The sequence below is a fragment of the Methylobacterium sp. Leaf117 genome (genome assembly GCF_001422985.1).
Classification (GTDB): domain Bacteria; phylum Pseudomonadota; class Alphaproteobacteria; order Rhizobiales; family Beijerinckiaceae; genus Methylobacterium.
Map to the genome: position 1 here is coordinate 64,880 of NZ_LMNL01000023.1, position 20,642 is coordinate 85,521.

Here is a 20,642-nt window from a genome sequence, read left to right on the forward strand (position 1 = left end):
GCGGCCTCTCGCCCGCCCGGCCTCGCGCGTCATTCGGCTTGCCGCGTCCGGGTTCCGCAGGGTCAGGGCGTCCGACGCCGGCTTTCCACCTCGGCTGCGCGCAGGGCCGGCACCAGGGTGTTCGCGACCGTCGCCTCCTCGGTCAGCGGCAGGCTGCGGAACACCTTCTCGCCGAGGCCCGCGCCGCCGCCGGCCGCCCGGATGAGCCAGCCCGGCGCGGCGTCGAGGCCGCGCTGGACCGCGCGCGCGATCACCAGCGATCCGACCGGAACCGTCAGTGTCTGCCCGCGGGTCGCGCCCGCCACCGCGTTGACCGCGTAATCGGCGACGTTGCGGACGAGGCGTTCCACCAGGCTGGCGGTGATCAGGAGGCGCAGCGGACCGGTCAGGCGGGCCACGGCCGCCATCGCGGCGGTCACGGCGAGCGGCACCAGCACGCTCCCGAGGCCCTGGATCGCGGACGCGACGGCGTCGCCCCAGGGCAGCGCGACGGAGGCCATCTCCGCCGCCGTACCCGGACGCGTGGTCGCGACGAGAAAGAGGCCGGTGGCGGCGAGGAAACCGGCGCGGCGGATGCGAGAACGGATCATCGGAAACTCCATCGGGGGCAGGGCGGGACGCGGGGGCAGGGCGGGACGCGGGGGGCAGGACGCGGTGGATGGGCGGGGCGAGGCGGATGGGCGCGAGGGCCGGACGTCAGGCCTCGCCGCGCAGGCGGCGACGCACCGCCGACCACAGCGTCGCCAGGGCGCCCGGTTTCACCGGAACCCTGAGCGCCACAGAAGTCTTGGGCGTCACAGACGTCTTGGACGCCACAGAAGTCTTGGACGCCACAGAAGTCTCGGGCGTCACGCGAGCCTCGGGCTGGACTGGCGCCTGAGGTTTCGTTGGCGCCTGGGCAGGCGCTCGGGGCGACAACGGCAGGCGCGGCACGGTCCGGCGCGCGGTCGGCAGCGGCGGGGGGGCGGCGTTGGGCATGGGAATCGCCGCCGCATCGCCCCGTCGCGCCCGGGGCAGGGCCTCGGCATAGGGCGTGCGGAACTGGTCGACCTCGGCGCCGCGTCGCGGGATCAGCTCCGCCGGACGGTTCCAGAGCAGGAACGCCTTGGCCGCGCCGTCGCGGTCGCCGACCTTCAGGCGTCGGACCACGGTGGAGCGTGCGAAGGCCGTCGGCCCGATGTTGAAGCAGAGCGAGACCAGGGCGTCGAAGGCGTGGTCCGGCAGATCGTCGCCGACCGCCGTGGCGACGGCCTGGATGTAGCGGGCGACGTCGCGGCGGAAGAGCGCGTCGCAAGCCGCTTCGGTCAGGCGAAGGCCCGGCGTCACCAGGGGCGGACCCGCCGCCGAAGTGTGCCCGATCCCGATGGTCCAGACGCCGACGCTGTCGCGATAGGCGCTTAAGCGCCGGCCTTCGCGGGCGATGAGCACGGCTTCGCCGATGGCACTGAGGGTCATGCCGCGTCTCCGGATGATGAAAGTGAGAGAGCACTGAAGTGATGAGCGCAGAAGTTCCGGTTGATTTGCCGGAATCTCTACGCGACAACTGATTCCGACGCGGGATCAGGAGGGGGATGTGTTGCGAAAGCTCATCTCGGCTGCTTTGAGGCAGAAATCAGGGGGGCAGGACCGGTCCGGCGGCGGGGCCGCGCCGGCGCTCGACCGGACCTTCCCGTCCATGCGGTCCCTGGCCCCGCCCCCGGCGGAGAACGACAATCCGCTCACCGATCTGTGCGCCGCCGTCGAGGCCGATCTGCGGGCGGCGGGCTACCTGCGCTGAGGGGCGCGAGGGGGATGGCGAGGCCCCTTTCGGTCAGGCCCCCTTCGGTCAGGCCCCTTTCGGGGCGGCTTCCAGGGCGGTGAGCCGCGCTTCGAGGCCCCGGGCCAGGAACAGCAGCAGCTCGTCCGTGCGGAAGCCGTAGCGCTCCCCGGCGGCGCGGCCCGCCACCGCGTCCTCCGCCGGAACGGCCGCGACGATCTCGGCGCCCGCCGCATCGACCTCGGCGGGGGAGGCGGGGATCGCCGGCCGGGGCGGCACGGCCGGCCACGCGTCGCGACACAGGAAGCCGTAGGCGAACGGGTCGAGGCCATGGGCCTCGAGGATCGCCGTCGCCCGCTGCACGGTCAGGCCGACATGTCGGCGTGCCCCGGCGCCCTTGCGCGCCAGCGCTTCAAGGAACCGGAAGGTGCCGATCTCCCGGGCGAGCGCGCGCGCCGCCGCGATCTCGGCCTCGGCCAGGGGAACGACGGGCGTCTTCTCGCGGGCATCCGAGGTGTTGATCGCGCCCGTGCCGGCATACAGCACCGCGGCGCGCAGGGCCGGGGTGCCGAGGCTCCAGGTGTTGTCGGCCGTGTGGGCGATGATGCCCGCTACCCCGAGCTTGGTCGTCAGGGTGGCGCTGGTGCCGAGGCCGAGATTGCCGTCCGGGCCGAAGCGCGCCACCTCGCGCAGGGTGCCGGGGCGCGCGCCGTCCGCCGGCTTCACGAAGATCGCGAGGCCGCCCGGATACCCGCTCGCCGCGCCGGCCGTGCCCATCGTGCCGGCAAGGCCCGCCAGGGGCCAGGGAGTGCCGCCGCTGGTGGCCTGCATGGTCAGGCCGCCCCCCAGCAGGCTGCCGTCCGTGGCGAGGTCCTGGGTCAGGCGCAGGGCGGGCGCGCCGAGGAGCGGGCTCGGCATCGGCCCTTTGAGATCGACCCGGCCCGACGCCCGGTCGATCCGCAGCGCCTCGCGAAACCCGCCCGTGTCGGGCGCGACCTTGATCGCGAAATCGTCGTTGCCGGACAGTCCGATCTCGGCACGCCCCGTGAAGGCGCTCTGGAACAGCAGGGACAGGATGTTGCCGGCGGCCTGCTTGTTCAGGGTGTAGCGCAGGTCCCCGGTGCCGCCCTCCGCCGTCGTCAGGGCGGTCCAGAGGGCGGTGTTCAGCTTGGCGGCGAACGGATTGGCGGCGTCGGCCGTGGTGCCGATGCCGAGGCGCGTCAGGTTCTGGAGCAGCTTCGGAGCGGAGCGGAGTCCGATCCATCCGGTTGCCGTGAAGGCGTAGAGTTCGTCCTCGTCGAGCATCCAGGCGAGCCAGCCGGGCTTGGGCGCGAGGCCGCTCCAGCGCCCATCCTGGAAGCGGGCGATCTGTCCGGACAGACCGGCCCAGGCCCCGGTCGGACTGGGGCTCAGCACCAGGTAGCGATCGCCCTCGGCGGGGGTGGGCGGCGGCGCGCCGAGGTCCTTGTCGCGGCAGGCGAGCTGGACCAGCGCGTCGAGGCCCATCAGCGCTTCGTTGTGCGTGACATGCTTCTGCGCCTGACCCGCCGCGATCAGCGGCAGCGCCAGGCTGGGGGTCGTCTCGGGCATCGGTCGGCTCCGGCTTGAGGGTCGAGAATCTCCGGCGGCGTCGCGGCGGATCAGGCGGACGCGACCGCCACCTGCGCGCGGGTCTCGGGGCCGACCCCCGCCGCCAGACCGACCTGCGCCACCGCGACGTCGAGGCGCCCCTGGGGGCCGCCGAAATCCGCCGCCTCGTCCGTCGCCGGGTAGAGGAGGTCCGGCGCGGCCGCCGTCAGAACCCGCAGGGGCCGGCCCTCGGGCGAGAACACCGTGACCCGGTAGGCCTCGGGCTCCTCCAGCGGGATCTCGGCGGCGTCCCACGAATCCCCGTCGCGCCGGGTCCGGCGAATCCAGGCGAGGCGCACGCCTTCGGGCTCCCGCTGCGCCCGCAGGTGGACGGGGCTCAAGGGGCGCAGGGCGGTGAGGCCGGCCGTGGCCCGCAGGGCGACATGGGCCGGATCGGCGGGCTCGCCCGTCGCCGGGCCGATGCGGTAGCGGAAGGGCCGTCCGGCCTCGTCGAGGCGTTCCACCAGCGGCACCACCGCCCCGTCGAGGCGCACGATCAGGCTACCGGCGGGGCTGGCCCGGGCGGCCTGCGCCTCGCTGCCGGCCAGACCGCGCAGGAGCCCCGTCAGTCGGTAAGTCCCGGCCCCGATCAGCGTCACCCCGGCGGCCGCGATCAGCTCGATCGCCCCGTCCGCCCGGCTGCGGACCGCGAAGAGGTTGCCGCCGGCCAGCGCCGCCGCCTCGCCGATGGCGGCGAGATCGCCGGCGTGGCGCAGGCGGACATCGAGCCGGGCGCCGCGATCGAAGCGCCAGAGCGGGCCGGGGGGCAGGGCGGTCAGGGTCTCCCCCAGGCAGGCGGGAAGATCGACGAAGCCGTGGGGGACGAGCGCCGCGTCCTCACCCTCGGCGCGCCAGATCGCCACCGGCCCGGGCCACGGGTCCGCCGCCACCGCCAGCACCTGAAGGGCGGTGGGGCTGCCGCGATCGGCCGGCAGGTCGAGGGCGACGGCGAAGGGCGGCCCGGCCAGGGCCGGCACGGCGCGGCGGGGGCGCATCCCGGCGCGGTCGTCCGTCCGGGGCGTCCGGCCGTGGAGGGGCACGCCGCGGGTCTCGATCTGGCGCCCGCGCGGGCTGTCGGCGATGCGCAGGATCCGGTGCGGTCCGGGCTCCCCCGGCAAGGCGAGGAGGTCGCCCGGCGCGAGGTCGATGCGGCGCGGGCTCAAGGCGAAGCGGGCGGTGTCCCGGGCCGCGAGGCGGGCATCGAGAGCGGCCTCCGCCAGGGCCTCGGCGCAGGCGCGCCGGGTCACCACGGCGGCTTCCATCCGGGTCTCGCGCCGGCGGGCACCGCTGGGGCGGATCGCGGCGGCGCTCGCCCGGCGGTACTCGGCGGTGTCGCCGTCGGTGAAGCCGATCTCCAGCGAGCGCGGCAGCTCCGCCTCCTCCGCCCGGACCCGGGCGAGGGGGGCTTCGGCCTCGCGCAGCACCACGAGGTCGTCGGCCGCGATCGCCAGCGGCACCTCCCGGCGCGGCCCCCGGATCGTCAGGGCGCCGGCCTGGGCCGAGACGTCGAGGCCGTAGAGCTGCGCCAGGGGCTCGAGGGCGGCCCGTGCCGACATCGGCCGGTCGATGACGTAGCCGTCGAGGAAGGCGTTCGCGGTGATCGCCGCCGGCACCGTGATGCCGAGGTCGGACAGGATGGCGGCGACGAGCCGGTCGAGTTCCAGCCCCTCGATCCGGCCGGTGATCCAGTGGCCCACCGACCAGTTGCCCGCATCCGCCCAGACGCTGTCGAAGTCCGGGAAGGCCGGGTAGGGTCGCGCGTCCCAGCACCAGACGAAGATCGCGTCCGCCGGCACCATCGGGCCGCCATACAGGGACGAGACCGGGTTGTGGGCGGGTTCGAAGCCCGGCAGGGCCGGGTCGAACCGCCCCAGGATCGCCGCGAGGCCGCGGGCCTGGATCAGGTCGTCGCGGGTGCCGCGCGAGGCGGGCGGGCTGGCGTTCTCGGCGGATTTCGGGTCGGGAAAGACGTTCGGCCCGTTGGTGCCCTTGTCCACCGCCGGCACGCCGATCTCGGTGAGCCAGATCGGCTTCGAGCGCGGCACCCAGGCGGTCGCGCGGGTCTCGACCCCGCCGTCCCGCTCCACGTGGCGGTTCGTCCACCAGCCCACCAGATCCTTGGCCCGGAAGGTCCAGGGCTTGGCGTAGCGCCCGTCGGTGATCGGCGTGCGCCGCTGCGCCGCCCGGTCGGCCGCGTCGGCATAGTACCAGTCGAAGGCCTCGCCGGCGCCGACCCGGTCCTTCAGGTAGGCGGGGTCGTAGATGGCGTCGGCCAGCGCCAGGTCGGCATGGGCGGCGCCGTCGCGCCAGTCGGTGACGGGCGGGTAGTAGTCGATGCCCACCGCGTCGATGGCGGGATCGGCGAACAGGGCGTCGAGGGGAAACCGGAGGGTGGCGCCCCCGTCGCGCACATCGGCGCCGTACTCGGTCCAGTCGGCGGCATAGACGAGGGCGACGTCGGGGCCGAGGCGCTGGCGCAGGGTGGCGGCGAGATCGCGAAATCCCTCCACGGCGGGGTAGCGCCCGGCTTCCGCCCGCACCCGGGTGAGGCCGACGAACTCGCTGCCCACGATGAAGCCGGCGAGCGGCAGGCCCTGCGCCGCCCAGCCGGCCGCCAGCGCGGCGTAATGCAGCGCCAGGGTGCGGTACTGGGCGAAGAACGCGGCCACCTGGGCGCCGGCCGCCTCCGTGCCGTCGGGGCTTCCCGGCCGTCCGGGAGCCGGGTCGCAGGTGATGCGCCCGCGCCAGGGATAGGCCGGCTGGCGCCCCGCCTGCCCGTCGTGCGGGTCCGGCAGCGCGTTGTCGGCGGCGACATCCATCATCACGAAGGGGTAGAGCACCACGCCGAGGCCGCGCCGATTCAGCTCCGCCACCAGCCGGGTCAGGCCCGCATCCGAGGGCGTGCCGCCATAGGCCGGGCCGCCGCCCGGGGCCGTCGAGACGGGCGCGACCGCGTCGCGGCGCAGGCCCGCCACCGCCCAGGTGTCGCCGCTGGTGACCTTGGCGGCGTTGTCAACCCGGGGCCGGATGGTGCAGCGGCCGGCGCGCAGGTCGTCCCCGAACCAGCTCGCGACCACGGAGACCCGGGTGAGGCGCGGGCACAGGGCCTGGAGCGCGTCCAGGGAGGCGACGACGTCGGCACCCGCCTGCATTTGGAACCGGTTGGCGGGGCGCGTGGTGCCGTAGCCGGCCTCCTCGGTGACGCGGAGCGGATCGAGGCCGAACTCGGTGGAGCCGGGGATGAGGCAGACCGCCCGGATCATCCCGGCGAGGCCCGCCACCGGGCGCAGCACCTCGAAGGCGAATTGCGGAATCCGGTTGCCGAATTCGGCGAGCGCCAGCCGCTCGAACACCACGTAGGCGAGGCCCCGATAGGCCGGCGCGTTCTCAGGCCCCTCCTTGGCGACGATGAGCGGGTCGGGCTCCTGGTCCGCCGCGCCGCGATGCAACCGCAGGGCGACGGTGGTCAGGTCGATCTCGCGCCCGTCCGCCCAGACCCGCCGGACGCCCGCCACCGGGCCCTCGCACAGGCCGATGGCGAGATCGACGAAGTAGGCATAGGCGGTGCGCTTGACCTTGCCGCCCCCGATCGCCTTGCCGCCGGCGGCCGTGACGGCACCCGTGCTCGCCACCTCCAGGGGCCGCGTCGCCCAGATCAGGGTGCCGCCGATCCGAGCCCGGCCGTAGACGCGCGGGATCGGCTCGCCCTCGGTCGAACTCAGGCCCGCCACGTCCGACAGGCGCGGCCCCTCGACGGTGCGTCCTCCTGCGAGGTCCCCCAGCAGGGCCGCGTCGAGGCCCGACCCCGCCATCGTCCCGAGGGCGCCGCCGATGATTCCGCCGATCGGGCCACCCAGCACCGTACCGGCCGCCGCCCCGGCGGTTTGCAGGATCAGCGTGGCCATGGCGGACTCCGGAAGAGGGGGCGAGAGCGGGGGCGGTGCGGCTAGCCTCCGTCTCCCGAAATCGGGAAGCGGAAGACGTGGGCGAGGTGGCGCCGCCACCAGCCCGTCAGAGCCACCTCCGTGACGACGGCGCCGTCATGGGCGTGGATCATCGTGCCGGCGCCCGACGCGAGGGCGCAGTGCCGGGCCGGCAGGTGGGCGCGAAACCGGAACAGCAGCACGTCGCCGGCCCGCGGCTCGGCGCGGGCAACCGGCACGAGGTGGCGCCCGGCCGCCTCCGCCAGCGGATCGGTGCCGGGCGGGGCCGATTCCGCCCAGGATGCGCCGTAGGCCGGGGCGGCCTCCGGCTCCGATCCGAACGCCTCGCGCCAGACCCCGCGCAGCAGCCCGAGGCAGTCGCAGCCGACGCCCTTCAGCGAGGCCTGATGGCGATAGGGCGTGCCGATCCAGCCGCGCGCCAGGAGGACGATCGTCCCGGGCGTCATCCCCGTTTCAGGCGTCATGGTGTGCCTCACCGGAATAGGCTGCCGCCGTCGAGGCCCGGGCCGGAGCCCGGGACGGGGCGCAGCACGAAGTCGTTGCCCGGCAGGTGTGGGAAGCCCTGGAAATTCGGCACGTTGGCGAATTTCTCGCGGCAGGTGGCGAGGCGCTTGTCGCAGCCCGCATGGAGGCGGAAGCGGTCGCCGGGCGCCACCGGGCGGGCCGGCGCCTGCCACAGGTCGAGCCGGATCGCCCCCGCGTCGCCGGTGCGGTCCTGAACGTCGGCCTGTTCGCGGATGTCGCCCTCCTGGCCGATCTGGGTGCCGCTGGTCCAGGTCAGCCGCCCCCCGGTGAACCAGCCGGGCGCGAACACGCCCGCGAGGGTCACGCCCAGCGTGCCCGGTTCCGGCACGGCGCGCACCGTCCCGGTGGTGGAAACGCGCGCGTCGGCGAGGGTCACGCGGCATCGGGCATCGCCGAGATCGGCGCCGCAGGTGGCGCGATAGGTCCGGCCCCGCTCGGCGTCGAGCTGGTCCATCAGCCCGCGCAGTTCTGCCACGAAGGCGGTGCCGGCCCGGCGCACCTCGCCGATGGTGCCGATATCGAGGAGGATCCGCGTCTCCGGTCGGCTCCAATCCACCAGCCAGGTCTCCACCGAGGCTCCGTCGTAGAGCCCGCCCGCGATGTCGGCGTCGGTGAGGCCGAGGGCCGAGAGGGCGCCCGCCACCTCGCCGCCTCCGATGGCGAAGCCGAGTTCGGCGCTGGCCTCGGCGGCCTCCAGCCCGGACCGGGCGGCGTAGGTCAGGCCGCCGAAGGTGAGGTCGCGGTCGTGGTCGGTGAAGCCGAGGCGGGCACCGTCGCGCCGGCTCAGCGCCCAGGCATGGCACAGGGTCGTGGCCCCGCCGGCGAGATGCGCGGCGAGGTCGGGGGGCAGATCGCGCATGGTCCAACCTCCTCAGGAATGGGTCGGGTTCACCCGCGGATCAGCCCGGAGGCGCGCCACGGCGAGGTCGATGAAGGCACGCACCTTCGCGGGGGCCCGGCGCCCCTCCGGGCTCACCACATGGACCGGCATCGCGGCGGCGGCCGGATCCTCGAGCACGAGGCGCAGACGCCCCTCGGCCAGGGCCGGCGCGACCTGATAGGACAGCAATTGCGCGATGCCCTGGCCTGCCAGCGCGGCCGCCAGGACGGAATCGATGGTGTTGCAGCTCAGCCGGGACCGCAGGGCGACGGCCGTCCCCGGCTCGGGGCCGAAGCGTCCGTCCGCCCCGAGCCCCTGGCTCGCCGAGCCGATGACGGCGTGGTGGCGAAGGTCCCGCAGGGTCGCTGGCTGGCCGTGCCGCTCGAGATAGCCCGGCGCGGCGCAGAGCACCCGGCGGACGGCGCCGACCCGGACCGCCGTGAGCCCGGACTCGGCGAGCGGACCGATGCGGACGCCGACATCGGCCCCCTCGTCGATCAGGTTGATCACCCGGTCGAGGAACAGGGCGCGGGCGGAGACGGCGGCATGGCGCGCGAGGTAATCGGTGATCACGGGCAGCACGTAGAGGCGGCCGAACTGCACCGGCGCGGTGACGGTGAGCGTGCCGGACGGCGTGGCGTAGGACCCTGCCGCGGCGGCCTCCGCCTCCTCGATCTCCGCCAGGATGCGCCGGCAATCCTCCAGGTAGCGCCCGCCCGCCTCGGTGAGCTTCACCGAGCGGGTGGTCCGCGTCAGCAGCCGCGTGCCGATCCGGTCCTCGAGGGCCGCCACCGCCCGGGTCACGGCGGGCGGGCTCATGGCGAGCTGGCGCGCGGCCGCGGCGAAGCCCCCGCCCTCCGCAACCCGGACGAAGACCCGCATCGCCTGCCACCGATCCATGCCTGCGCCTCCCGATGTCCAGACTATTCCATTCTGCGGAACGGTGGCTTCCGAAGAAAGAGCATTCTCCTGGTCCGGTGGAGGGTCTTGAATGCGGATGTCGCCGACGCTCCGGCCCGACAGGAGATCTCCCATGAAGCTGTTCCACTTTGCCCTGTCCGGTCACGCCCACCGGGCCCGGCTGTTCCTGTCCCTCGTCGGCCAGCCCTGCGACATCGTCGAGGTCGACCTCGCCCGGGGCGAGAACAGGGCGCCGGACTTCCTGACGCTCAATCCCTTCGGGCAGGTGCCGGTGCTCGTCGACGGCGACACGGTCGTCCCGGATTCCAACGCCATCCTGGTCTACCTCGCCAAGCGCCTCGGCCGTACCGACTGGCTGCCGGAGGATGCGGCCGGCGCGGCGCGGGTGCAGCGCTGGCTCTCGGTGGCGGCCGGCCCGATCGCCTTCGGGCCGGCGGCGGCTCGCCTGGTCACGCTGTTCGGCGCCACCTTCGACGCCGCGGAGGTCATCGCCCGCGCCCATGCCATCCTCGGCCGCGTCGAGGCCGAACTCGCAGACCGGCCCTGGCTCGCCGCCGACCGCCCCACCGTCGCGGACGTGGCGCTCTACAGCTACGTCGCCGCCGCACCCGAGGGGAACGTCGACCTCGCCCCCTATGCGCAGGTCCGCGCCTGGCTCGCCCGTATCGAGGCCCTGCCGGGCTTCGTGCCGTTCCCGCAAAATCCGGCCGGCCTGCGCGCCGCCTGACCGTCCCGGCAGGTGGTTGGCTCCGAACGGTCGCAAGCTGGCGCGGATCCGACTCGTCCTCTGGGAAACACGCGCACAGCACTCCGTCATCCCGGGGCCGCGCAGCGGAGCCCGGCGACTGTCTTACGGTGCAAGAGGTTATGCCGTCGGCGGCTCTGGATCGCACGCCGCCGGCGCGCCCCTTCGGGGCCGGGCTCATCTGTGGCGCCCCGGAAAGACCCTGTGGTGCCGTCCGCCGTCACCGCGCCGGTCAGGAGGCGGAGTGCCCAATCCCGCCGAACCCTTTCATCGGATCATGATCAAGCTCAATCTCGGGAGATTCCCCATGTCCCTCCCCAACGCGCGCTCGGAGACCCACCCCGCCGGGCCCTGGCATCCGGGCGAGGTCGCGATCCAGGCGCATGTCGGGGTCGCCGGGCGGATGGCCGAGCTCGGTCCCCGGGTGATCCGCGACCACCTGATCGACCAGCACCGCGCCTTCTACGCGCATCTGCCCTTCGTAGTGCTGGGCACGGTCGACCCGGCCGGCGAGGCCTGGGCGACGGTGCGGACCGGGGCGCCGGGCTTCCTCGACGCCCCTGATGCCGAGCACCTGCGGGTGCGGGCGGCGCCCCTGCCCGACGATCCCGCCGAGGCCGGGCTGGCGGACGGCGCCGCCATCGGGCTCCTGGGCATCGACCTCGCCACCCGGCGGCGCAACCGCCTCAACGGCACCGTGGCGTGCCACCGGCCGGAGGGCTTCGCGATCCGCGTGGCGCAGAGCTTCGGCAATTGCCCGCAATACATCCGGGTTCGGACCGCCCCGGAGCCGGTCCCGGCGGCGCCGGTTGCCGCCCGGGTGTCGGATCACCTCGATGCGCGCGCCCGCGCGCTGATCGAAGGCGCGGAGACGATGTTCGTCGCCAGCTACGCGGTGGGCGCGGACGGGACGCGGCAGGTCGACGTCTCGCATCGCGGCGGCCCGGCCGGCTTTGTCCGGGTCGGATCGGACGGCGTGCTGAGCATGCCGGATTACGCCGGCAACCGGTTCTTCAACACGCTGGGCAACATGCTGGCCAATCCGCGCGCCGGGCTCCTGGTCATCGACTTCGCCAGCGGCGACCTGCTGCAGATGACCGGCCGCCCCACGGTGATCCTCGATGCCCCCGACTGTGCGGACTTCCCCGGCGCCGAGCGCCTGTGGCGCTTCGCCCCCCGCACGGTGATCCGGCGTCCGGGCGCGTGGCCGCTGCGCTTTGCTGCGCCGGCTACGGCACGATCTCGATGAGCGGCACCTTCGGGATCTCGCCGGCGCTGAAGGCCGACAGGTCGATGGTGAGATCGTCGGTGTCGAAGCGGACCGGCACGTCGAAGGTGAAGCCCGCGGTGACCCGGAGGCCTGCGCCCGGCACCGCGTCGGCCGCGAAGGTAAGACGCCCGGTGGTGCCGTCGCAGACGACCTGGGCGGGCGCCACCGCGACGCCGTTCACCGCCACCCGCACGCTCTCGGCCACCGGCTTGGCGATGATCCGGCGATAGGGCATCGGGCCGGTGCCGTAGGTCTTGGCGAGCTGGAACACCCGCGTGGTCCCGTCGCCGAGCCCGAGAACCTGGTCGGTGGCGGCGATCGGGCCGGAGGGCGGCCCCGAACGCGCATCGACCCGGTCGCGGTAGCGGAAGCCGTAGAGCCGGCCGCGCCGCTCCTCGAAGAAGCTCAGCACCGCGTGCAGCGCATCGAGGGTGCGGATGCCGAAGCCGGCATCGTAGCGCCGGCGCGAATCGGCCCAGCGGCTGTTGCGGTGCTCGCGGCCCGAGGCCAGGGTGACGATCTCGGTGAGGCGGCTCGGCCCCCCGCTGCCGCGCAGGGCGACGTCGAGGGGAAAGCGGACCTCGTGGAAGTCGCTCGGCGGTTCGATGGCCATGATGCGCTCCTCGGCTTCCTGCCCCGCCCGCTCACAGGCCGCGCCGGCCCCGCGCCACCGCGCGGGCGAGGCCGGCGGCCACCTGCGCCTCGGAGCGGCGGAAGCTCTCGAGGTCGGGCGTCGCGATGTTGACGGTGATGGGGCTCGCGCCCTGGGCGCCGGCGGCGACGCCGAGGCGGCCGTCGCTGCCGCGCTTCAGCGGCAGGATCGCCTCCGGCCCGGCCTCGCCCATCAGGCCGAGGCCATCGCGCATCGGGAAGTAGGTCGGGGCCGCCACCACGCCGCCCGCCGCGAACGGGCGCACCCGGCCCTGCGCCACCACCCCGCCGCGGGCGAAGGCGGCCTCGCCCCCGGCCGCCCCGGCGCCCGCGCCCATCAGCCCGTTGACCAGCCGGGTGATGCCGGCCTTCACCGGGCTCAGGGCCGCCTTGAGCGCCACGTCCGAGAGCTTGGTGGTCAGGCTGCCCAGGACGCTGTCGAGCTGGCGCCCGGCCCCGACATTGCCGGTCAGCGCCTTCGAGAGGCTCTGGCCGAATTTCTGGGCGAGCTTGTCGAGGGTCTCCAGTTGCTTGACCCGGGCGGTGTCGGCACGGGCGGCGGTGCCGCTCCCGGGTTCGGTGTCGGTCATGGCGGATTCTCTCGGCTCAGGGGAGATCGGGATAGCGGTCGATCAGGTCGCGCAGGCCGGTCCCGTCGAGGGCGGCCCGGGGGCCGGACAGGCCGGCGGCGGCCATCAATTCGCGCGGCGTGGCACGCCAGAAATCGCGCGGGCGCCAGTGCAGACGCCCGAGACCCAGCGCCAGCGCCTCGTCCCACGGGAAGGCGGAGGGGGGCTCCGGCGCCGTCCCGCCCGTGGGATTCAAGGGTGGTCGGGGCTCTCCCCGAAGGCGGCGGCCAGAACCGCCCCGATGGCCGTGCCCATCGTCTCCAGGTCGCCGGCCAGCGGCAGGTCCGCCACCGCGGAGGCGTCGAGGTCGTGGCCGCCGCCCCGCAGGGCCGCGCCGAGCAGCGCGATGAGGTCGCGGCTCTTGAGGCGGCCCTCGCCGAGGCGGGCCGCGAGGTCGGTGAGGTCGGCGGCACCCAGGGCATCCTCGAGTTCGGCGAGCGCGCCCAGGGTGAGCCAGAGGGTGTAGCGTTCCGTTCCGAGGGCGAGCGCCACCTCGCCGCGCCTGCGGTTGGCCATCAGGCGGCCGTGAAGGCGAGGGGGCCGGCCGAATCGAGGGCCATGTCGAAGGTCACCTCGCCGGCATGGTCGCCGCGATATTCGAGGCTGGCGATCTGGAACGCCCCCTCCAGGGTGCCGAAGCCCGGCACCACGATCTGGTAGGTCTCCAGCGTGCCGTCGAAGAACACCTGCCGCAGGCGGGCATCCGAGGCCTCGTCGCGGAAGACGCCCGCGCCCGAGACGGCGGCGCGGCGCACCCCCGCCCCGGCCAGGAGTTCGCGCCAGCGCCCGGCGGAATCGGCGTTGGTCACGTCGACGGCCTCGGCGTTGAAGGCGATCTGGCGGGCGCGCAGGCCCGCCACGGCCAGGAAGGCGCCGCCGTTGGCGATGCGGATGAGCAGGTCCTTGCCGCGTTGCGCTGCCATGGTTCAGCTCCGGATGTTCGAGGGGGCGAGGGGGGATCAGGCGGGCCGGCGCTCGGTGATCGCCCGCAGGGTCAGGGTGGCGCGGGCCTCGCCGCTGGCGGGGTCGCGCCGCACCGCGATGGCCTCCATGTCGAGGCGCACGAGGGTGTGGCCGGCGAGGCTCAGCGGCGCGTCGTACAGCAGGTCGGCGATGCGCTCGGCGGCATCGACCGCGCTGCGGATCGAGCCGGGCCGGGCGAACACGGTCACCCCGAGGGCGTGCCGGTGGCGCCGGGCGCCGTCGACGGAATCGTCGCGGATCTCGGCATCGCCGAACAGGGCGTAGACGGGGGCGCTGCCGCGCGGCGGCTCGTCGCCGAGGCGCACGGAGCCGCCCATCAGGCGGGCCAGGGCGGCGTCGGTGGCGAGATAGGCCAGGATCGCGGCGCGCAGGGCGAGCAGCGGGCTGGTGGGGGAGGGGGGCAGGCTCATGCGGTACCGGCCTCGCCGACGAGTTCCTCGACCTGGCAGACCACCTCGCGCCGGCGCCCGTCCGGGTCGCCCGCGCTCTGGATGGCGAAGCGGCGCGGCCCGCTCGCGAGCCGCATCGCCGGGGTGATCTCGGGTCCGAACCGGAATCGGATCCGGTGGGTGGCGACCGCCTCGGCCCGCCCGAAGCGCGTCCGCGCGACGGGCCGCAGCGGTTCGATCGCGCCCCACAGCAGCGGCCCGGCGACGTAGCGGCGCACCACGCCGCCGAAGCCGTCGGGCTCCTCCAGCGGGCGTTCGAGCACGAAACGGCGGCGCCGCGCGCCGATCGGCACGCCGGTCGAGGGGTCAGCCATGGGACGATCTCCGGGAAACGGCGCTACAGGCGCAGGCGGCGCAGCGGGTCGATCAGGGCGGCGATCGCCGGCGGCGGCGACCCGTCGCCGGGGCCGTCGCCGCGATGCTCGAAGGCGTGCGCGACGAGGAGCCGGATCGCCTGGACCAGCGCCGGCGGGATCGGCGGCCCGGCGCCCCCGTGCCCGGCATCGACCTCGATCAGGGCGGCGCGTCCGATGAGCGCCGGCACGGCCGGTTCGATGATGAGGCCCGGCGCCTCGATGGGGTCCGCCCCAACCCGCACCAAACCGGGCGCCAGATCGATGACGAGGCCCGCGCCGTCGACCAGCCCCGCCCGCGCCACGGCCACCACGGGGCTTAGGGGCAGCGGCAGCCGGCCGTCGCGCGGCCAGGCCGTGAGCATCAGGCGATAGCGGCCGGGCACCAGGATGCGGCGGGCGGCCAGCTCCACCTGCGCCCGGGCGCTCGCGATCAGGCTCTCCACCAGGGCGTTCTCGGCTCCGCCGTCGTCGGGATCGAGGCGCAGGTAGCCGCGCATCTCGGCGAGCGTGACCGGCTCGACGATGGCGGCGTCGACGCGTATCGGGGTCATCGTCGTCTCCGTCTGGGACATTCGAAGGAAGGATCGCGATGGCGCGCGGATCGAGGCCGCTTGTCCGCCTGGCATTGTCGGGCGCCCTGGCCTGGCTGGCTGCCGCCGGACCGGCGGGCGCGGTGGTGGGCGGCCGCCCGGCCCCGGAGGCGGCGGCCTCGGCCGTGATGGTGCTGTCCTCGAACGGCGGCGTCTGCACCGGCATCGTGGTGGCGGCCGATGCGGTGCTCACCGCGGCTCACTGCGTCGCGGCCCGGGCCGAGCACCGGGTGCATTACAAGGACGCGGCCGGCGCGCCGGTGCTGGCCGAGATCGCCGCCCGCGCCCTCCACCCCGGCTACGATGCCGGCGCGGTGGCGGGGCGCCGCCGCTCCATTGACCTTGCCCTGGTGCGCCTCGCGGCCCCCCTGCCGGCCCGGTTCGTGCCGGCGACCTTGAGCGCCACGATACCGGGCGCGGGCGAGCGCCTGACGCTCTCGGGCTACGGCGTCGCGGCCCCGGGCGATGCCCGCAGCACCGGCACCTATCGCAGCGTCGATCTCGGCGTGGTCGCGCCGCACGGCCCAAGCCGCATCCTGGTCTGGCTCGGCGCCGGCCCCGGCGGGGCGAGCGCCTGCCACGGCGACAGCGGCGGCCCGATCGCCGCCGGACCGGCCGTCCTGGCGGTCTCGGCCTGGGTCGCCGGCAAAGCCTGCGGCGGCATCTCGCAGGGCATCCTGCTGGCCCCGCAGCAGGCCTGGATCGACCGCACCCTGGGGGGCTGGCAGAGTGCCGCGCGCTGGTCCGCCCCCTGAGCGCCCGCGCCGCCGCGTGACCCTCGACCTGCGGCGATCGGGCGGCGGGCGGAACCAGAGCTTGGCCGAGCCATTGCGTTCCGGTACGCTCCGTTCCGTTCACGTCCAGACCATCGCCGGACGCGGGAGAGACACGATGTTGCCGACCGCGCCGCGCCCGTCTGCCCTCATCCAAGCCGCTCTTATCAAAGCCGCCTCCTTCGGAACGGCCCGCACGGCGGCATCCCTGGCCGGGGCCGCACTCGTGCTGGCGGCCCTCGGGACGCCGGCCTCGGCGGTGATCAACGGCGAGGTCTCGCGCGATCCCAACGGGCTGCGCGCCTCGGTGGTGCGGATCGAGAGCACCCAGGGCGAGATCTGCTCGGGCACCCTGATCGCCCGCGACCTCGTGCTCACCGCCGCCCATTGCGTGATGCACCAGGCCGGCTACAGCGTGGTGGCGGTCGACCGGGCCTTCCGCTCACGCCGCATCAACGCCATCGCGGCCTCCATGCACCCGGATTTCGTGCCCGGCACCACGCCGGAGGACCAGCCGGGAATCGACCTGGCCCTGATCAAGCTGGCCGAGCCCCTGAGCGACGACTTCCTGCCCCTCGACCCGCGCGGCGGCGCCATCAACACCGGCGACGCCGTCGACATCGCCGGCTTCGGCGTCGTCGCGGAGAACCGGCGCAACACCGCCCGCACCCTGCGCCAGGCCCATCTCGTCTCGATCGGCTCGCTTCAGGTCGCCAACCGGGTCACGGTGGTCACCGACCGCCGCCGCATGGCCGAGACGGCGGGGGCCGGCGCCTGCCTCGGCGATTCCGGCGGACCGATCCTGCGCGCCGTCCCCGGCGGCTACCAGATCGTCGGGGTGGTGAGCTGGTCGAGCGGCGCCATGCGCCAGGACCGCAAGGCCCGCACCGCCTGCGGCGGCTTCACCGCCGTGACCCCCACGGGCGAGCATGCGGGCTGGATCAGCCAGCGCGCCGCCGAGTTCGCCCGCATGCCCTCCGGCGCCTCGATCGGCGCCACCCGCTCGGACTGGATGGCCAAGCCCGGCCGGCGCTGATCCGGTCTGCGCCGGCGCGACCCCAGTCAGGCGTCGACGCCACCCCGTCATGCGGGTCTCAGGTGCGGTCCTTCACCGGTCGGCTGAAGGTCTGGGCCACCGACGGGAACCCGGCAACCGCCTGTTCACGGACGCCGAGATTGGCGGCGAGCATCGGGCGCGGCACCCGGGCCAGCCAGGTCGCCAGCAGAGTTTCGTCGAAGAGGCCGCTGTCGTGCACGCCGACGATTTCGGCGGTCTCGGCACCGATGTTCTCCACCGAATGTCCGCAGGCGCGGGGCAGGTAGGCGCAGTCGCCCGGCCCAAGCTCGGCCACGCCCATGTGCTTGTCCTGCGCGAACAGCGTGACGCGCGTCCGGCCCCGCACCACGTAGTGCCACTCGTTCGCGCGCGTGTGCCAGTGAGGGGCGTGCACCGCGCCCGGCGCGAGGCGCACCAGAAAGCCGGTCATCCCCGACGAGACCGGGAAGGCGCTGGCGGGCGCCACCCGCATCGCCGAGCCGGCGCCCTCGGCGCATGCAGCGGCATCGGCCAGCGCGAAGCGATGGCTGCGCGCCGGCGGCAGGAGACGCTCGGCCCGCGCGGCCACGCTGTCGCGGGGTACGACCGGCCCCTGGATGATGTAGGTCTCGCCGCCCGGCAGGGCCGCCAGCGTCGCCTCCGGCACATTGAGGGTGCCGCGTAGGAGGGTGGGGTCGATCCGGCTCATCCAGTCGGTCAGCCCGAAGGTCCCGTGCTCGCCGAAGAGGCCGTCGTCGAAGGCCAGGATGGCATGGCACGGCTCGGTCCCGAGGGTCTGGATCGCGTGCGCGTGGCCGCCCGGGAAGTACCAGGTGTCGCCGGGTCCGAAGTTGACGACCTCCATCTCGCCGGCCTCGTCGATCACCGTCGCCTGGCAATGGCCGGCGATGATGTAGCCCCACTCGGCCGAGGCGTGCCAATGCATCTCGCGCACGCCGCCCGCATTGAGGAAGATGTGGGCGCCCGCGATCCCGGTGGCGATGGGAAGCTGGTGCGTGGTGATCTCCCGCGCCCAGCCGCCCGAGGTCGCCTTGATCGGTCCGCCGTCGAGGGAGGCCGTGAAGGCGGGCGCGGTGCCGGCTTTACGCGGGATCGTGCGCAGGAAGGTGGAATCGGGGGCCACGTCGGCTCCCGACGCATGGCCGTCCTCCACCGCCCGTGCCCCGCCGGCGGCCAGGCTGCCTCCGGCCGCGAGCGCGCCGAGAAACATGCGGCGGTTGGTCTGGTCCATGGTGCCCCCTTCGAGCGCGGGCGCCGCCGCGACGACAGGTCTCCGGCCGGCGGGAGCGCCCCGGAACTGTTTAAGCGCCCGCGTGCGTCTTGAATTTCCTGCCGCGCCCGAGTGTATCCACATCCTGGTCTGACGATCGCGCGACAGCGTTTCCGTTTCATCAAGACCAGGGCCGTGTCGCCCACGCAGCTCCAGGAGCCCCAGGAGCCCCAGGAGCCGCAAGGAGTCCCCGGGCCGGACGGCCCGGGGCGCCGGTGTCAGGCCGCGAAGGCCAGGAGCTTGAGCGCGTCGAAGTCCTGCACGCCGCCGCCGACGCGCTTGGTGGTGTAGAACAGCACGTAAGGCTTGGCCGAGTAGGGGTCGCGCAGCACCCGCAGGCCGGCCCGGTCGACCACGAGGTAGCCGCGGCGGAAATCGCCGAACGCCACCGAGAGGCTGCCGGCGGCGGCGTTCGGCATCGCCTCGGCCTCCGAGACGGGGAAGCCCAGCAGGGTCGCGGCGGCCCCGGCCGCCAGCGGCGGCTGCCACAGGTAGTTGCCGTCCTGATCCTTGAACTTGCGGATCGTGGCCTGCACGCGCCGGTTCATCACGAAGGTGGCGTTCTGCCGGTAGCCGGCGCGCAGGGCATAGACGAGGTCGAACAGCACGTCCGACGGGTTCGCCGCCGGGAAGGCGCCGGCGACGCCCGTCGACACCGTCCCGAGCTTGCCCGGCACCCAGGCGGTGTTGGCCACCGTCTCGTAGCTGAGGAAGCCGCGCGGGCGGCTGACGCCGTTGCCGGTGACGAAGGCGGTGCTCTCCTGCTCGGCGAAGGCGGTCTCGACCTCGTCGGCGAGCCAGGCGTCGATGTCGACGATGGCGTCGTCGAGCAGCGTCTGGGTCGCCGCCGGCATGGCGTAGAGTTCCATGGCGGGGAAGCTCAGCTCGGACAGGACCGGGGTGTCGGTCTGCGGCCGGGGCGCGGTCTCGGCGACCCAGCCCGAGACGGCATCCCGCACCGAGACTGCGCGCTTGTACTGGCCCGACGAGATGACCCGCACGGTGGCCAGCGCCCGGATCGGCGACAGGTTGGAGAGCCGGGTCAGCACCATGCGCTCGACCTCGGCCGGCACGAGGTAGCCGCCATCCGGGCCGGAGCCGGCCGAGAGGGCTTTCGCCTCCAGGCGCTTGAGGCCGCCGCTCTCGCCGGCCCGGACGTAAAGGTCGAAGGCCGCCTTGTGCTCGATGCTGGCCCCGTCGCGCGGAGCCGGCGCGCCGCCGCCCAGGGGCGGGCGGCGGTGGTCGAGGGTGAGCCGGTCGAGGCGGGTGCGGGCCGTGTCGAGGGCGGCGTCGATGCGGGCGAGCTTCTCCTCGGTGAGGACGTCGCCGGGGGCGCGGCCCTCGAGTTCGGCCAGACGGGCGTCGTTGGTCTCCTTGAAGGCCTCGAAGGCGCGGGAGAGGTCGGTCAGCGCGGTGCCCACCGCCGGGTCGGCGGTGGTGGCGGCCTTGTCCTCCAGGGGCGGCAGCAGGCCTTTCACCTCGGGTGCCGGACGCTGGGGGTGGCCGGAAATCTGGCCGGGAATCTGAACGGTCATGCGAACCTCGCTGAGCGGGCGGGCAGGATGGCGCCGGGCCGAGGCCCGGGCCGGGTGGAGGGAGAAGCCGCGCGCCGGTGCGGCGCCATGCGGTGGGCCAGGGCCCGGATGTCGTTGGCCAGGGCGACGCCCGCCCGGATGCGAGCCGCGGCAGCCTGATTTGGCGTGGCAGCGGCCTGATTTGGCGTGGCAGCGGCCTGATTTGGCGTGGCAGCGGCCTGGGCCGGCGCGGTGATCCGTGCGCCGGCCTGGAGCGGGAAGGTCACCAGCGAGATCTCCCACAGGTCGATCGCCTCGAGCCGGCGGTTGCCGCCGCGCTCGGGCCGGGCGCGCAGCGTGCGAAACCCGATCGAGAGCCCGTCGAGCGAACCGTCGCGCAGCAGGGCGTCGAGTTCCCGGGCGCGCTGGACCGCGAGGTTGAGCTGGCCGGCGACGCGCAGGCCCCGGGCATCCTCCCGCAGGCGGAGCCAGCGCCCGACCGGCTCGGCCGGATCGTGCTGCCACAGCATGCGGACGCCGGCGACGCTACGCGCCGCGAGGCTCTGCGCGAAGGCGCCGGGCGCCACCACATCGCGCCCGAGATCGGGCACGCCGAACAAGCTGGCATAGCCGGTGAAGTGGCCGTCCATGGGGGGCTCCGCCGCATGAGTTGGAATTCGAACCGCCCGCGCCCGGCTC

The 20,642-nt window shown here is 74.5% G+C and carries 23 protein-coding genes; 5 read left to right on the plus strand and 18 right to left on the minus strand.

The window, feature by feature from the left end:
- Positions 1-62 precede the first annotated feature (62 nt).
- Positions 63-590, minus strand: coding sequence for a hypothetical protein (locus ASF57_RS11740; protein ID WP_056178542.1), 528 nt, complete (start codon positions 588-590; stop codon positions 63-65).
- 106 nt (positions 591-696) lie between these two features.
- On the minus strand, positions 697-1,455 hold the full coding sequence (locus ASF57_RS24735) for a lysozyme (RefSeq protein ID WP_082503894.1): 759 nt from the start codon (positions 1,453-1,455) through the stop codon (positions 697-699).
- A gap of 121 nt (positions 1,456-1,576) precedes the next feature.
- On the opposite strand from ASF57_RS24735, the gene ASF57_RS25740 reads away from it, so the two are divergent.
- Entirely contained in the window at positions 1,577-1,777 is a 201-nt protein-coding gene (locus ASF57_RS25740; protein WP_156376107.1) for a hypothetical protein, read from the plus strand.
- A gap of 48 nt (positions 1,778-1,825) precedes the next feature.
- On the opposite strand, the gene ASF57_RS26925 is transcribed toward ASF57_RS25740, so the two are convergent.
- The 5 genes from ASF57_RS26925 to ASF57_RS11770 are packed head-to-tail and all read right to left on the minus strand — an operon-like array spanning position 1,826 to position 9,634.
- Complete coding sequence (locus tag ASF57_RS26925; RefSeq protein WP_056483491.1) at positions 1,826-3,346, minus strand: DUF2793 domain-containing protein; 1,521 nt, start codon at positions 3,344-3,346, stop codon at positions 1,826-1,828.
- A 50-nt stretch (positions 3,347-3,396) separates the two neighbouring features.
- The gene (locus tag ASF57_RS11755) at positions 3,397-7,290 is read right to left on the minus strand and encodes a glycoside hydrolase/phage tail family protein (RefSeq protein ID WP_056483494.1); all 3,894 of its coding nucleotides are present in this window, start codon (positions 7,288-7,290) and stop codon (positions 3,397-3,399) included.
- 41 nt (positions 7,291-7,331) lie between these two features.
- Positions 7,332-7,793, minus strand: a complete 462-nt coding sequence (locus ASF57_RS11760; RefSeq protein WP_056483497.1) for an NlpC/P60 family protein — start codon at positions 7,791-7,793, stop codon at positions 7,332-7,334.
- Positions 7,794-7,801: 8 nt separating this feature from the next.
- Positions 7,802-8,713, minus strand: a complete 912-nt coding sequence (locus ASF57_RS11765) for a DUF2163 domain-containing protein (RefSeq protein WP_056483500.1) — start codon at positions 8,711-8,713, stop codon at positions 7,802-7,804.
- Positions 8,714-8,725: 12 nt separating this feature from the next.
- Positions 8,726-9,634: a LysR family transcriptional regulator gene (locus ASF57_RS11770; RefSeq protein ID WP_056483504.1), complete on the minus strand. Its 909-nt coding sequence runs from the start codon at positions 9,632-9,634 to the stop codon at positions 8,726-8,728.
- A 133-nt stretch (positions 9,635-9,767) separates the two neighbouring features.
- On the opposite strand from ASF57_RS11770, the gene ASF57_RS11775 reads away from it, so the two are divergent.
- Both ASF57_RS11775 and ASF57_RS11780 read left to right on the plus strand, forming a co-directional pair.
- Positions 9,768-10,382, plus strand: coding sequence for a glutathione S-transferase (locus ASF57_RS11775; protein WP_056483507.1), 615 nt, complete (start codon positions 9,768-9,770; stop codon positions 10,380-10,382).
- A 325-nt stretch (positions 10,383-10,707) separates the two neighbouring features.
- Positions 10,708-11,649 (plus strand): pyridoxamine 5'-phosphate oxidase family protein, encoded by a 942-nt coding sequence (locus tag ASF57_RS11780; protein WP_056484422.1) that lies wholly within the window; start codon positions 10,708-10,710, stop codon positions 11,647-11,649.
- Here the strand turns inward: ASF57_RS11780 and ASF57_RS11785 are convergent.
- From ASF57_RS11785 to ASF57_RS11820, 8 genes are read right to left on the minus strand one after another with little or no spacing between them, the layout of a single operon-like run.
- Positions 11,630-12,283, minus strand: a complete 654-nt coding sequence (locus ASF57_RS11785) for a DUF2460 domain-containing protein (RefSeq protein WP_056483509.1) — start codon at positions 12,281-12,283, stop codon at positions 11,630-11,632. The two genes, ASF57_RS11780 and ASF57_RS11785, sit on opposite strands and share 20 nt — an antisense overlap.
- 31 nt (positions 12,284-12,314) lie before the next feature.
- On the minus strand, positions 12,315-12,911 hold the full coding sequence (locus ASF57_RS11790) for a phage tail tape measure protein (RefSeq protein ID WP_056178567.1): 597 nt from the start codon (positions 12,909-12,911) through the stop codon (positions 12,315-12,317).
- A gap of 16 nt (positions 12,912-12,927) precedes the next feature.
- Positions 12,928-13,146 carry a phage tail assembly chaperone gene (locus tag ASF57_RS11795; protein WP_056483512.1) on the minus strand — a complete coding sequence of 73 codons (219 nt, stop codon included), beginning with the start codon at positions 13,144-13,146 and terminating at the stop codon, positions 12,928-12,930.
- A complete protein-coding gene (locus ASF57_RS11800) occupies positions 13,143-13,466 on the minus strand; it encodes a gene transfer agent family protein (protein WP_056483515.1) in 324 nt (107 codons plus the stop codon). Before ASF57_RS11800 ends, ASF57_RS11795 begins: the two co-directional genes overlap by 4 nt.
- Positions 13,466-13,873, minus strand: a complete 408-nt coding sequence (locus ASF57_RS11805; RefSeq protein ID WP_056178576.1) for a phage major tail protein, TP901-1 family — start codon at positions 13,871-13,873, stop codon at positions 13,466-13,468. Before ASF57_RS11805 ends, ASF57_RS11800 begins: the two co-directional genes overlap by 1 nt.
- 36 nt (positions 13,874-13,909) lie before the next feature.
- A complete protein-coding gene (locus ASF57_RS11810) occupies positions 13,910-14,344 on the minus strand; it encodes a DUF3168 domain-containing protein (RefSeq protein ID WP_056178580.1) in 435 nt (144 codons plus the stop codon).
- Positions 14,341-14,697 (minus strand): head-tail adaptor protein, encoded by a 357-nt coding sequence (locus ASF57_RS11815; RefSeq protein ID WP_056483518.1) that lies wholly within the window; start codon positions 14,695-14,697, stop codon positions 14,341-14,343. Before ASF57_RS11815 ends, ASF57_RS11810 begins: the two co-directional genes overlap by 4 nt.
- A 23-nt stretch (positions 14,698-14,720) precedes the next feature.
- Positions 14,721-15,290, minus strand: coding sequence for a hypothetical protein (locus ASF57_RS11820; RefSeq protein ID WP_056484424.1), 570 nt, complete (start codon positions 15,288-15,290; stop codon positions 14,721-14,723).
- Positions 15,291-15,328: 38 nt separating this feature from the next.
- On the opposite strand from ASF57_RS11820, the gene ASF57_RS11825 reads away from it, so the two are divergent.
- A complete protein-coding gene (locus ASF57_RS11825) occupies positions 15,329-16,084 on the plus strand; it encodes a S1 family peptidase (protein WP_056483521.1) in 756 nt (251 codons plus the stop codon).
- Between the two features lie 136 nt (positions 16,085-16,220).
- Positions 16,221-17,138, plus strand: coding sequence for a trypsin-like serine protease (locus ASF57_RS11830; protein ID WP_082503895.1), 918 nt, complete (start codon positions 16,221-16,223; stop codon positions 17,136-17,138).
- 58 nt (positions 17,139-17,196) lie between these two features.
- On the opposite strand, the gene ASF57_RS11835 is transcribed toward ASF57_RS11830, so the two are convergent.
- The 3 genes from ASF57_RS11835 to ASF57_RS11845 all read right to left on the minus strand — a co-directional run bounded on the left by ASF57_RS11835 (position 17,197) and on the right by ASF57_RS11845 (position 20,593).
- The gene (locus ASF57_RS11835; RefSeq protein ID WP_056483524.1) at positions 17,197-18,390 is read right to left on the minus strand and encodes a cupin domain-containing protein; all 1,194 of its coding nucleotides are present in this window, start codon (positions 18,388-18,390) and stop codon (positions 17,197-17,199) included.
- Between the two features lie 257 nt (positions 18,391-18,647).
- Entirely contained in the window at positions 18,648-19,964 is a 1,317-nt protein-coding gene (locus tag ASF57_RS11840; protein WP_082503899.1) for a phage major capsid protein, read from the minus strand.
- On the minus strand, positions 19,961-20,593 hold the full coding sequence (locus tag ASF57_RS11845) for an HK97 family phage prohead protease (RefSeq protein WP_056483527.1): 633 nt from the start codon (positions 20,591-20,593) through the stop codon (positions 19,961-19,963). Before ASF57_RS11845 ends, ASF57_RS11840 begins: the two co-directional genes overlap by 4 nt.
- Between the last annotated feature and the right edge of the window lie 49 nt (positions 20,594-20,642).

What these genes read in the sequence shown, in the direction of transcription:
- ASF57_RS11825 (WP_056483521.1), top strand. Translation starts at nt 15,329, where the DNA reads ATGGCGCGCGGATCGAGGCCGCTTGTCCGCCTGGCATTGTCGGGCGCC.
- ASF57_RS11765 (WP_056483500.1), bottom strand. Translation starts at nt 8,713, where the DNA reads ATGCGCGATCTGCCCCCCGACCTCGCCGCGCATCTCGCCGGCGGGGCC.
- ASF57_RS11760 (WP_056483497.1), bottom strand. Translation starts at nt 7,793, where the DNA reads ATGACGCCTGAAACGGGGATGACGCCCGGGACGATCGTCCTCCTGGCG.
- ASF57_RS11815 (WP_056483518.1), bottom strand. Translation starts at nt 14,697, where the DNA reads ATGGCTGACCCCTCGACCGGCGTGCCGATCGGCGCGCGGCGCCGCCGT.
- ASF57_RS11740 (WP_056178542.1), bottom strand. Translation starts at nt 590, where the DNA reads ATGATCCGTTCTCGCATCCGCCGCGCCGGTTTCCTCGCCGCCACCGGC.
- ASF57_RS11845 (WP_056483527.1), bottom strand. Translation starts at nt 20,593, where the DNA reads ATGGACGGCCACTTCACCGGCTATGCCAGCTTGTTCGGCGTGCCCGAT.
- ASF57_RS11770 (WP_056483504.1), bottom strand. Translation starts at nt 9,634, where the DNA reads ATGGATCGGTGGCAGGCGATGCGGGTCTTCGTCCGGGTTGCGGAGGGC.
- ASF57_RS11775 (WP_056483507.1), top strand. Translation starts at nt 9,768, where the DNA reads ATGAAGCTGTTCCACTTTGCCCTGTCCGGTCACGCCCACCGGGCCCGG.
- ASF57_RS11790 (WP_056178567.1), bottom strand. Translation starts at nt 12,911, where the DNA reads ATGACCGACACCGAACCCGGGAGCGGCACCGCCGCCCGTGCCGACACC.
- ASF57_RS11800 (WP_056483515.1), bottom strand. Translation starts at nt 13,466, where the DNA reads ATGGCCAACCGCAGGCGCGGCGAGGTGGCGCTCGCCCTCGGAACGGAA.
- ASF57_RS24735 (WP_082503894.1), bottom strand. Translation starts at nt 1,455, where the DNA reads ATGACCCTCAGTGCCATCGGCGAAGCCGTGCTCATCGCCCGCGAAGGC.
- ASF57_RS11780 (WP_056484422.1), top strand. Translation starts at nt 10,708, where the DNA reads ATGTCCCTCCCCAACGCGCGCTCGGAGACCCACCCCGCCGGGCCCTGG.
- ASF57_RS11830 (WP_082503895.1), top strand. Translation starts at nt 16,221, where the DNA reads ATGTTGCCGACCGCGCCGCGCCCGTCTGCCCTCATCCAAGCCGCTCTT.
- ASF57_RS26925 (WP_056483491.1), bottom strand. Translation starts at nt 3,346, where the DNA reads ATGCCCGAGACGACCCCCAGCCTGGCGCTGCCGCTGATCGCGGCGGGT.
- ASF57_RS11840 (WP_082503899.1), bottom strand. Translation starts at nt 19,964, where the DNA reads ATGACCGTTCAGATTCCCGGCCAGATTTCCGGCCACCCCCAGCGTCCG.
- ASF57_RS11810 (WP_056178580.1), bottom strand. Translation starts at nt 14,344, where the DNA reads ATGAGCCTGCCCCCCTCCCCCACCAGCCCGCTGCTCGCCCTGCGCGCC.
- ASF57_RS11755 (WP_056483494.1), bottom strand. Translation starts at nt 7,290, where the DNA reads ATGGCCACGCTGATCCTGCAAACCGCCGGGGCGGCGGCCGGTACGGTG.
- ASF57_RS11805 (WP_056178576.1), bottom strand. Translation starts at nt 13,873, where the DNA reads ATGGCAGCGCAACGCGGCAAGGACCTGCTCATCCGCATCGCCAACGGC.
- ASF57_RS11835 (WP_056483524.1), bottom strand. Translation starts at nt 18,390, where the DNA reads ATGGACCAGACCAACCGCCGCATGTTTCTCGGCGCGCTCGCGGCCGGA.
- ASF57_RS11820 (WP_056484424.1), bottom strand. Translation starts at nt 15,290, where the DNA reads ATGACCCCGATACGCGTCGACGCCGCCATCGTCGAGCCGGTCACGCTC.
- ASF57_RS11785 (WP_056483509.1), bottom strand. Translation starts at nt 12,283, where the DNA reads ATGGCCATCGAACCGCCGAGCGACTTCCACGAGGTCCGCTTTCCCCTC.